Source organism: Shewanella maritima (assembly GCF_043643735.1).
Classification (GTDB): Bacteria; Pseudomonadota; Gammaproteobacteria; order Enterobacterales; family Shewanellaceae; genus Shewanella; species Shewanella maritima_A.
On sequence record NZ_JBHZSM010000010.1, the window covers coordinates 143,107 to 154,471 of the forward strand.

Genomic DNA, 11,365 nt, shown 5'->3' on the forward strand with positions numbered 1-11,365 from the left:
GGATTATCATGAGATTGTTCACTATCATAGCCTGTGCATTTGCTGTCGCATTCACAGCAAATGTAAAGGCTGACGTTGATAACTTAGCGCCAACTGTTGCCACGATTGCTAGCCAACAAGTTATCCCAGCGAACCAAGCTGCTCGCCCTAAAAACATGGTGATCATGATTGGTGATGGTATGGGACCTGCCTATACAACGGCGTATCGTTTTTTTAAAAATAACCCGCAAACTGAAGAGATTGAACAAACGGTCTTCGACCGATTGTTAGTGGGTATGTCATCAACATACCCAGCGAGAAGCAGTGGTTATGTTACCGACAGCGCTGCGTCCGCAACAGCATTAGCCACTGGCTATAAAACTTATAATGGTGCGATTTCAGTTAACGAGCAAAAACAACCGCTAACCACGATATTTCAACTCGCTAAGCAGCGCGGAATGGCAACAGGTGTCGCTGTGACATCACAAGTCAATCATGCCACACCCGCAGCATTTATGGCCCACAATGAAAGTCGTAAAAACTATGTTGAGATTGCAGAGGCATACTTAACATCAGAGGCTGATGTGATTTTGGGCGGTGGACAAAAATACTTTTCCGATGCGCTGCTCAAACAGTTCACCGGTAAAGGTTATCAACATATTACAGAGTTTGAGCAACTTGCTGATATAACCCAACCAAAAGTATTAGGGCTTTTTGCTGATGTTCAACTTCCATGGGCCATTGAGTCTCGCCAGAATCATTTAAGCGACATTACCCAAAAAGCACTAGAATTACTGTCTCAAAACCAGCAAGGGTTCATATTGTTGGTAGAAGGTAGCTTGATTGACTGGGCCGGTCACAGTAATGACATTGCCACAGCAATGCATGAGATGGACGAATTTGCTAATGCCATTGAGGTCGTAGAGCAATTTGTTCGTTCTCGCCAAGATACCTTGCTAGTTGTCACCGCTGATCATAACACTGGCGGCCTATCTGTTGGTGCCAATGGCGAATACGCATGGCACCCTGAATTGCTACATCACATCACTGCTACGCCACGTGCTTTGGCTAAACTGGCTATCGAACAAGATGATTGGCAATTACCGTTAACAGAAGCATTGGCTTTTGAATTCACTGCTGATGAGCAACAAGCACTAAGCAACGCACGTATGCAAGGTGAGAAAGCCATGAGACAAGCGATTAAATCAGTTATCGATAAGCGAACCAATACTGGCTGGACAAGCACAGGGCATACAGCATTAGACGTACAAGTATTTGCAGCAGGTCCTGGCGCGAGTTTATTCCATGGAAACCAAGACAACACGGATATCGCCAAAAAGATGATTAGCTTATTACCGAGCAAGTAAGTTTTTCTTTATGCCTAATCATATGTACGAATTATTTGCTTTGACGCTAATATCTGTAAATTAGCGCAGTAAATTTGTTCTGATAATGTGTTTTAAAAGAAGCTATCGGGTGTACATTGCTAATCACACCTTTACCACAAACAAGGCATTTGCCTTGTTTGTTTTTTAAAATCAACCTAGATGAGTCAATACAGTGCTAAGTAACCCATCACAAGTCATATTACGTAACAGCGAATTTGTTGAAAATGAAGATGTACTGATTATCAACTATGAGTCAGACACCCTAGCCCAACAATTACTTGAAAGCGCAAATTCGGTCACTGCATTAGCGTTAGACTTTAATCATCACTTAGCTCTGTCACCACTCGCTAGCGATAAGTTAGACTGCTATTTCGGCCATCAATTACCACAGCAATTAAGTAATAAGCAGTTTGATACGGTTATTATTTACTTTCCGAAAGCCAAAGCACTCGCGCCTTATCTGCTCCACCTTGCAGCGCAACACTTAAACGGCGATGGTCAAGTAATAGTCGTCGGTGAAAACAAAGGCGGCATAAAGTCTCTGCCCAAATTAATGCCCTCTTTTTTTGCCAAGCCATTAAAACGTGACAATGCACGACACTGCATTTTGTATAGTGCGCCCTTGGTAGAGATGCCAACGCAGCTAGATATCAATCAATGGGTGAGTCAATACTCGCTATCCACCCCCAAAGGTGAAGTGGTTATTTGCAATGTCGTCGGTACATTCAGTGAGAAGCAACTTGATATGGGTACACAGTTGCTACTGGCACATTTACCTATGTTATCTGGCAGAGTACTCGACTTTGGTTGTGGTGCAGGCGTGATAAGCGCGGCATTACTTCGTGAGAACCCTCAACTACAAGTAGAATGCATTGATATTAATGCCATGGCATTGCTGTCTTGTCAGCTAACACTTGCCGCCAATGGTCTGGAAGCGAAAGTGTATGCCTCTGATGGATTTAAACAAATTGACGGACAATTTGACGCTATTATTTCTAATCCACCGTTCCATGATGGTCTCCAAGCAACCACTCAAATTGCGCAAGACTTTGTACAACACAGTGCACAACAGTTACGCTCAAATGGTATATGGCAAATCGTTGCTAATCGCCACTTACCCTACGCACAATTGATTGAAGATAACTTTGGCACATTCGACGTACCTGCTGAAAACAACAAATACAAGCTGTACGCCTGCCACAAGTAACCTTTCGAGCAGCCTACTTTTGTCGCAAATATTCTGGCTATATTTGCGACAGCCCTCACCTATTTCACTGGCTTATCCGATTAATTTCCGTTAGATTGGGATGATATTTTTACAATATGTATCTTGTCAAAAACATATAGCTATTAGGCGTTTGCATTACTTTTACCTAAAGTTCAGACAGTTATATTGCAACCTGCTGGTATTTACCTATATGTTTTAGACTGCAACCTGCACACTTACATTCAACATAAAGTGTAAGGTTTTTTGCAATGTAAAAAGAGCCACAAGAAAAATAAAAACAATAATATAAGGTCACTATGTTAGCACCTACTGTTGCTTGTTTAAGTCCAGATCATAGCCAAGTCGAATTACGACTGGTTCCGAACACCCACGGGCCAATCTCCGCCGATCAAATATTAGAATTACTTCAGTTACCTGAATTCATCTCTCTGTGCCCAAATCAACACGGCATAGACAAAGCCATAAAAGAGGTGAATGCTTTATGTGGCCAAGACTCAGGGGAACATGAACTATTTTTTGTCATCGCTGATCGTTTTGACGGCCACGCAGAAGTAGTAATTAGCGATGATAAAATGCAAGCAACGCTAACCCTACACTCTGCCTACGGTGGTAAAGATGTGGCTTTACCAGATATTTTAAAAGTACTTAAAGCCAATAATGTCAAAATGGGACTTAGTAAACCCAAAATATTTGGCTTAATAAAGCGTCTCGATATTTTACCGCCAGGGGAACAAGCCAGTGATGTCATCGCGGTGGGGAAATTAGCTGAAAATGGCCAACATGCTGAATTAACCCGCAAGGTGTCACTTGCCCGTGAGCGGCTATTAAAGCCACAAGAGCGAGATGATGGCACTGTAGATATGCGTAATCTTGGCTCAATGATCACAGTCAAACCTAACGATGTATTAATGGTGAAGTCACCAGCAACAGAGGGAGTGGCAGGTTACAATGTCCATGGTGATGTTTTGCAACAAAAACCGGGCAAAGACAAACAACTCGTTCCAGGCACTGGTACCAGCCTAAATCCTCATAACCAAAATGAATTAATTGCCACAGAGCCTGGCCAACCCGTTGAAACTCGCACAGGTATGCAGGTAGACGACACGCTCGAAATTAAAGAAGTCAATGTCCGATATGGGCATGTTAATTTCAAGGGCAGTGTCTTAATCAAAGGTGATGTCCAAGAGGGCATGCAGGTTAAAGCGACTGGCGATGTGACAGTGATGGGCTTTGTGGATTCAGCCTCGATTGAAGCGGATGGTGATATTGTTGTCAGTAAAGGCATCATTGGACGCCAAGACAAAAGCGGAGAATTGAGCACCCAAATAAAGGCAAAAGGTCAAATATGTGCTCAGTTTGTGCAGTACTCTAACCTTGAAGCTGAGGGAGAAATTCTTGTTACCAAGCAATTATTGCACAGCCATACTCAATCAAAAGAGACCATCAATGTTTGCGACCCCTCTAACCGACGCGGCGATCTCGTCGGCGGTATAGCAAAAGCCAACAAAGGGATCCGAGCCGTCGCTTTTGGTGCCACTGCAGGCACTAAAACAGTATTGTATTGCGCGATGGAACATAGCAACCTGAAAGCGCAACTCAAAGAGCTCGATGAAAGTGTCAGGGCAATGGTTGTTGCCAACCTCGATATAGAAGCGCGCCTTCGCCAGCTACCACCCAAAACTGAATGGCAAAATGATCCTGGCATGGTCGAGCAAGTTAAGATGATGTTCGAACAAAAGAAAGTGATGGAGAAAGAGAAGCAAAAAGAGGAGTTGGAGCAACAACTCATTCAAGATGAAGTCGACGACTACTTCAATCAATACTTTATTCAGGCCAATAAACATATTTATACCAATGTAGAAGTTCACATTGGAAAAGCGACCAACCGAGCACAGCGCGAGCATGGCCAATGTGTGGTTAAAAATATCAACCAAGAAATTGTGTTCGATTATAACGCCAAGTCTTAATCTCATTTAGTATCGCTTTTGCTGGCTTTCTGATCAGTAGCACCCGCTAAACAAGCGGGTGCTTCTCCCCTTCCCGCTTATCTGGCAAAATATCAACACACTTCACTAATCATGCACTCAGTGCAGAGCATTAATAAGGCCATATTCATGGAGCTTTTAAATATTGACTGTTTAGGTAAGAAATTACGCCTAGAAGGGTCAATGGCAGGTTGGCAGCAACTATTTTGGAACAATCAATTAGTCTCACAAGTGGCTGCCTCCCCCAATGGAGATGCACAAATAGAGCATACTTTTACGCTGGCAGCCAAGCGAGCAGATCCCATGATACAACCCCCAGAGCAAGCAATACCTGCAGAAACGATCCCAGTTCGCTTGGTCAGTAAGGTGCAATGGCAGCCTTTTATACTTGAGTATCAATTGTGGCAAGGAGATAAGCTTATCTCAGAAGGTGAGCGAAGCACCCAAGATATTGAACGTCAGGTACCTGAAGTCGCCCCTGCAAAGCAGCAAAAGTTTAGTTTAATCGGCCTAGCCTCATTGGGCTTTAAGCTGCTGAAAAGCGCCAAAGTGGTTAAAGCACTTTTGGCTGGGGCAAGCGTAGCGGCATATTCTTGGCTATTTTCAATAGAGTTTGCCTTAGCACTGATCGCATGTTTAGTTTTTCATGAATATGGTCATATTCGCGCAATGAAGTATTTCGGCATGAAAACCAAAGGCATTTATTTGATCCCATTCATGGGAGGGTTAGCGCTCAGTGATGAAAGGATTAACACCCGCTGGCAAGATGTAGTGATTTCCATTATGGGGCCTACATTTGGCCTATTTATGTCATTGCTTTGTTTAATAGCTTATTGGATAACAGGCCATATCTTTTTTGCGGGACTTGCCAGTTTTAACGCGCTACTTAACCTGTTTAATCTACTGCCCATTTTACCTCTAGATGGCGGTCATATCCTCAAGAGCATCAGCTTTTCAATGAACTCTATGGTGGGCTTGATTGTGTGTGTTGTAGCTGCGGCTTTTGGTGTCTGGCTCAGTTACTCCCTAGGCTTAGCCCTATTAGGCTTTTTACTGTTAATTGGTAGCTTAGAAATTGTATTGGAGTGGAAAACCCGTCATCAAAGTCACTTACTGCCGCTCGACAGGTATGGGCAAATTTTCTCAGCGGTATGGTACTTCGCTACGGTTGGCGCCTTGGTTAGCATTATTTGGTACTTTGCAGGCAGTGGTGATGATATGTTGAGCTTGCCACTGGAGATCCTGCGTAGCTAAAGAATTAACACCATTAGTCAAAGAAACAGTTGAGATGACTACCATGATAATTTCGCGTCAGATAGTAAGCTGATGCGAGAATATCATGGCTGCTAGATAACAAACTAAAGCAAGAAGCTTACAGTTCAAATACCTCAGTCATTACTTTATACAACTCCGTACCTTGATGTACCGAAGCCGAAGCAAAATGCAAAATGGGTATACAGTCTTGGGGCAATGACACTGGCAGTAAGGCGTTATCAGAGCCATAATCTTCCACTCTCAATAGATGCACTAACGGCTCGCCTGCCACTAATGGTTCGCCTAATTTAGCCGTATACTCAACCATACCCGATTGCGGGGCGTAGAATTTACGATAATGGGCTAAATAACAACCGTAGCGCGGCATGTCAGCTGGCTGCACCTTATTTTTTATCACGCCGCGATGACTTAGATAAGCTAAAATACCCAACGCATCTTCTTTTGCGTCAGCTAAATCGATTCGCTCTTGACTGGCAAGTTCTAATGTAAAGGCCGATACTGGCACACCGTGATCTAAAGCTAGCGCTCTACCACTTTGCTTAGCAACATCGGCCAACTGCCACCATGGACAAAAAGCAGCCTCATCCATTGCTCCGCCAAACTCTTTAGGGATCACCAAGGTATAAGGTATGGAGAAAAACTTGGCTGCGGCCATATCATACTCAGGACAATATAGGTGCTTACAAGATTTAGGCCCAGTATGTAAATCCAATACAATATCAGCCTGATGCGCCATGCTTTGTAAGGTCACTGCCAAGCGATGCCCAGTCGAAATTCCCCACGCATTATTCAGCCTTGCTTGACAAGATGCTAATAGAAGTGACTTAAATGATGCTATTAATGCTTGGTTATCAAGGTGCTGGTGCTGTTGATACCAATCGGCAATATCCACATCGTGATCATAATACTCACGATTCCAATTCACCCCAGTTATAGGGTCAAACCGACCAAGAGTAAACTCACCACTTTTCTGATTTATACCCAGTGGATTCGCCAGTGGTATCAATTTGATATCACCGACAATATCGTACCCTTCCAGCATCTGCATCAGCTGGTAAATTACGGCATTACCTTGCACCTCAGCACCATGCACATTGGCTTGAATATACACACTTGGTGCCTCGCAACTTTCACCTTGGAAAGTAAATAGCGGTACTGTAAGTGCTTGCCCTGTTGCAAGCTCTCCAACTTGCACCTCAGAGCGAGTAGCTTTTGTCATAGCATCTTCCGTTATTCGAATAGGTTCTGATGTAGCGCGTTAATCACCTGAGGCGCTTCAGATTCGGTGACTAGCACACACAAGTTATGCGGACTCGCACCTTGACAGATCATACGCACATTGTGTGGTTCCAGCACCTTAAACACACGGCTACAAATACCCGCGGTTGAAGCAATCTGATTACCTATAATCGCCACCAAAGCCAGCTTGTCTTCGACACGCACTCGACAATGCTGTGATAACTCTTGTAATAGTGACTCACTTAATAAGCCATGACCACTGGAATCTGATCCGGTTTTATCCAAGGTCAAAGAAACGTTAACTTCTGAGGTCGTAATCAAGTCAACAGAGATTTTGTGTCTAGCTAAGGTTGCAAATGTTTCAGCAAGAAAACCTTGTGCATGTAGCATTTGTAAACTGTGCAAGTTCAATAAAGTTTGATCACGGCGTAATGCTACCGCTCTAAAAACTGGCGCTTCATTGACTTGATGACGGATCCAAGTGCCCCCTAACTCTGGCGCTTTACTTGAACCAACAAATACCTGAATTTGCTGTCTCACTGCCGGTAAAATGGTGGCGGGGTGTAATACTTTTGCGCCAAATGTCGCCATTTCAGCCGCTTCATTAAAGCTGATTTCTGGGATAGGACGCGCATTAGGCGCTAAACGTGGGTCGGTAGTATATATACCAGCTACATCAGTCCAAATTTCTACAGCATTTGCCTGTAAAGCTTCCGCTAATAACGCCGCAGAATAGTCACTACCACCGCGTCCCAATGTCGTTGTCTGGCCTTCGATGTCTGCACCAATAAAGCCCTGAGTGACAATAATATTGTCAGCTAATAATGGTTTTAATGAGGTTTGAGCACGCTGTGCTATTTCTGCAATTTGCGGCTCAGCTTTTCCAAAATGGCTATCGGTAAGCATCACTGCTCTAACGTCAAACGCTTGAGACTTGACACCTTTTTCACGAATAACCGCCGAGAATAACGTTGATGAACATAACTCACCGCAAGCCAGCAACTCATCCATGATGGCTTTGCTGCGATTAAGTAACAATGATTCGCTCAGTACAGCCATCTGACTAAGTACCTTATCAATCGTGGCTGCAACCTCTTGCTGGCTTTGCAGGTTATCGATAATACGGTACTGCACTTGCGCAATGTCTTTTAGTAATTGTAATCGACGTTCGTCGTTTACATTGGCTTGAGTCAAGGCAACCAATAAATTTGTAACGCCACTCGATGCGCTGACGACCACAACGCGGGTATTGAGATTAGCTAATACGATATCGGCACAACGCTGCATTGAATCGTAATCGGCAACGGATGTACCGCCAAACTTGGCTACGACAAGCTTTTCTTGACTAGGCTGGATTTGACCATTATCGGCCGATGGTTGAATAACTGACATTAGTTCACCTCCACAAGCATAAATGTAGAAGCAAAAGCAGGGTTAAGAAAATAAAACATGATATACACTCCGAACTTACAACGTTCGAAGAGCCTGGTGCAACGATAACGCACCCTTTGACAGGGAAACAGCAATCACCACCAGAAGCTCTCCACCAAAAAATACAGGTGACAATTGCAAGGATTCAACCTCAACAACCGATACTTTGGCGGTCAACCCATTCGTACCTCGGCGCTAATCTCCCTCATAAGCTGTCATTGGAATCGACCTTCCTCAAGCTTACTACCTAGTTAACGCTCCTCTTCTGTGCCCTCCCAAGGGAAGGAAGGAGCAAAATATCAACAACTTTAGGTTAAAGTCAATAACAAGGGCCAATAAACCTAGTTTAAACATCACAAAACTGCGACTTAACAGCTAAATTTTATTCAAATGTGTATTTATCACACTTACCTTTACGGCAACATCCAATGACCAACAACTAAATGATTGAGATAAATAAGTTAACTACAGCATAATGTCCACATTTCAACAGTCCGCAGTTCACGTACACGACAACAATAATGATACAGGTAGTAAACTAAAGCATTAATACACTTAGCATTGAACTCATTCACAGTCACTAGTGGCATTGGCTTAATTGAAATATGAAAAAGGATGCCTCAGCATCCTTTTAAACCATTAATTAATCATCAATCAAATCGGGTAACTCATTGACAATACTTAGGCGTTGATCAAATTGTCCCATTTCGACTTCCTGCGCATCAGGTTGTGCACAGCCGATTAAAAACAATTTTCCTCTATCAACGTAGTAAATAGCATGCTGTTTAAACTGACGACCAAGATCTAATGCTTGTTCTTTCTCTATAAATACAGCCCAACTCTTTTCCATATGCGACAGGTCTGGTGCAGCACCAACTAAAGCACGATATGGACGCTTCAATTGCATAATTGTGCGCAAGAGTTGCTTATCTAACAGTCTATTTTGACAACTGGTGAGCTTGTCGCCTTGAGGATTGTGTGCCGTGATAATGGCAAAAGAAAAGTGGTTAGATAGTCGTTGAGTCAGTAAAAATTGAGTACTTTGATAGTGTTGCCACAAGCTTTGATTAACAATATTCATATCTACTAATTCATCAAAAGAGCCCAAAAGAGTGTAGCAGAATGCGACTAACACTGGTAGTAACGTGATATCAATCACAAGTTGTAAAATTAATAACTACAGCAATATCAACAGCTTAATTAAATTTAACATCTTTACCACCTCGCCACTTAGAAATTTTGTTAACATTTCATTTGTTAACAAATGCCTAAAACGAGTACAATATGCATCATTGAGCAGCTAAAACAATCAAATAGATAACCTGATTACCAGTGTTTGACACTTATGATTGATATTTACGCTCGCTAAGTTTACACCTGTACTTTTTTTGTTCTACATTTAATGAACATTAAATTAATTAAATAAACAAGTTGCCTTGGAACTTTATTACTTTCAACGCCTCTTACTTTTAACAACAGGCTAGACGCTATTTTCCATCGTTTTATCTGGGTAGTTGGCATGTTTAACACCAACACTGAACGATGTGACTCTACGAAAATTATTTTTCAGCAGATACGAGTGTTTATTTCAGGGCAGACATAGCTAAACACTGAACAATCGAATTACTGCGCACTTATATTTAAAGGGAAGAAGTGCCGCAAAGCCCTAGTCTTTTAGCTAGGAATCAGACTTTTAAAATTAGGTAACTTAATTATGCAAAACCCGCACATTCTTATTGTTGAAGATGAAGCCGTAACCAGAAATACACTACGCAGCATTTTTGAAGCTGAAGGTTATGTTGTAACTGAAGCGAATGATGGTGCAGAAATGCATAAAGCGATGCAGGACAACAAAGTAAACCTAGTGGTTATGGATATTAACCTTCCTGGTAAAAACGGTTTGTTGCTAGCTCGCGAATTGCGTGAAATCAACAACATCGGCTTAATCTTCTTAACTGGTCGTGACAACGAAGTAGATAAGATTTTAGGTCTAGAAATTGGTGCTGATGACTACATCACTAAGCCATTCAACCCACGTGAATTAACCATCCGTGCACGTAACCTGTTAACTCGTGTAAACAGCACAGGTACTGATGCTGAAGAGAAAGGCAGTGTTGAATACTACCGTTTCAATGGCTGGAGCTTAGAAATCAACAGCCGTTCTTTAGTTAGCCCACAAGGTGAGTCTTACAAGCTACCACGCAGTGAATTCCGTGCGATGCTTCACTTTGTTGAAAACCCAGGCAAAATCTTAACTCGTGCTGACCTACTAATGAAAATGACGGGTCGCGAGCTTAAGCCACATGACCGTACTGTTGACGTGACTATCCGTCGTATCCGTAAGCACTTCGAGAGCTTAGCTGACACGCCAGAAATCATCGCAACGATTCACGGTGAAGGCTACCGTTTCTGCGGTAACTTAGAAGACTAATAACAAGCTAGTTTGTTATCAAAAGCCAGACACAAGTCTGGCTTTTTTGTGCCTGATTTTTGATTACAGCCTTTATGTATCTTGCTTTCACTATCGAAAGGCCGCTTTACAGTAGTGTCACAGTAAAGCTAAAGAGCTAGCCACCCCTCACTTAATCTAAACACTCACTGCTAGTTATCAGTGCTAGCTCTCAGTGCTAGCTCTCAGTACTAAGATTCAGTACAAAGACTCTGCAAATGTTCAAACAACGATATCTATGTGTATAGTTGCCAAACTCTCTCACGCTCGTCAGTTGTGGGAGTATCCACATGCAATAAAGAATCCACCTTCTCAAGAAGGTGGCTTTCATTCAGCCCCCTAAAAGGGGGCGTTTCAGTTATTTTGTAGCCTCAGTAGCATCTATGAGTAA

At 42.7% G+C, this 11,365-nt stretch carries 8 protein-coding genes and 1 riboswitch; of the genes, 5 read left to right on the top strand and 3 right to left on the bottom strand.

Annotation, left to right across the window (positions count from 1 at the left end; translation table 11 throughout):
• Positions 1 to 8 precede the first annotated feature (8 nt).
• From ACHUGF_RS12285 to ACHUGF_RS12300, 4 genes are all read left to right on the top strand, one after another.
• On the top strand, positions 9 to 1,346 hold the full coding sequence (locus ACHUGF_RS12285; protein WP_394131567.1) for an alkaline phosphatase: 1,338 nt from the start codon (positions 9 to 11) through the stop codon (positions 1,344 to 1,346).
• Between the two features lie 193 nt (positions 1,347 to 1,539).
• Positions 1,540 to 2,574, top strand: coding sequence for a methyltransferase (locus ACHUGF_RS12290; protein WP_394131569.1), 1,035 nt, complete (start codon positions 1,540 to 1,542; stop codon positions 2,572 to 2,574).
• A gap of 317 nt (positions 2,575 to 2,891) precedes the next feature.
• The gene (locus ACHUGF_RS12295) at positions 2,892 to 4,562 is read left to right on the top strand and encodes a DUF342 domain-containing protein (protein ID WP_394131570.1); all 1,671 of its coding nucleotides are present in this window, start codon (positions 2,892 to 2,894) and stop codon (positions 4,560 to 4,562) included.
• A 147-nt stretch (positions 4,563 to 4,709) separates the two neighbouring features.
• Positions 4,710 to 5,834 carry a site-2 protease family protein gene (locus ACHUGF_RS12300; protein ID WP_394131571.1) on the top strand — a complete coding sequence of 375 codons (1,125 nt, stop codon included), beginning with the start codon at positions 4,710 to 4,712 and terminating at the stop codon, positions 5,832 to 5,834.
• Positions 5,835 to 5,952: 118 nt separating this feature from the next.
• On the opposite strand, the gene ACHUGF_RS12305 is transcribed toward ACHUGF_RS12300, so the two are convergent.
• The 3 genes from ACHUGF_RS12305 to ACHUGF_RS12315 all read right to left on the bottom strand — a co-directional run bounded on the left by ACHUGF_RS12305 (position 5,953) and on the right by ACHUGF_RS12315 (position 9,606).
• Positions 5,953 to 7,074: a succinylglutamate desuccinylase/aspartoacylase family protein gene (locus ACHUGF_RS12305; RefSeq protein WP_394131572.1), complete on the bottom strand. Its 1,122-nt coding sequence runs from the start codon at positions 7,072 to 7,074 to the stop codon at positions 5,953 to 5,955.
• 11 nt (positions 7,075 to 7,085) lie between these two features.
• Entirely contained in the window at positions 7,086 to 8,486 is a 1,401-nt protein-coding gene (gene lysC, locus ACHUGF_RS12310; RefSeq protein ID WP_394131574.1) for a lysine-sensitive aspartokinase 3, read from the bottom strand.
• A gap of 136 nt (positions 8,487 to 8,622) precedes the next feature.
• Positions 8,623 to 8,798: riboswitch (Lysine riboswitch) on the bottom strand.
• Positions 8,799 to 9,168: 370 nt separating this feature from the next.
• Entirely contained in the window at positions 9,169 to 9,606 is a 438-nt protein-coding gene (locus tag ACHUGF_RS12315; RefSeq protein WP_394131576.1) for a DUF3293 domain-containing protein, read from the bottom strand.
• A 633-nt stretch (positions 9,607 to 10,239) separates the two neighbouring features.
• Between ACHUGF_RS12315 and arcA the strand changes: the two genes are divergently transcribed.
• Positions 10,240 to 10,956 (top strand): two-component system response regulator ArcA, encoded by a 717-nt coding sequence (gene arcA, locus ACHUGF_RS12320; RefSeq protein ID WP_394131578.1) that lies wholly within the window; start codon positions 10,240 to 10,242, stop codon positions 10,954 to 10,956.
• Positions 10,957 to 11,365: the final 409 nt, after the last annotated feature.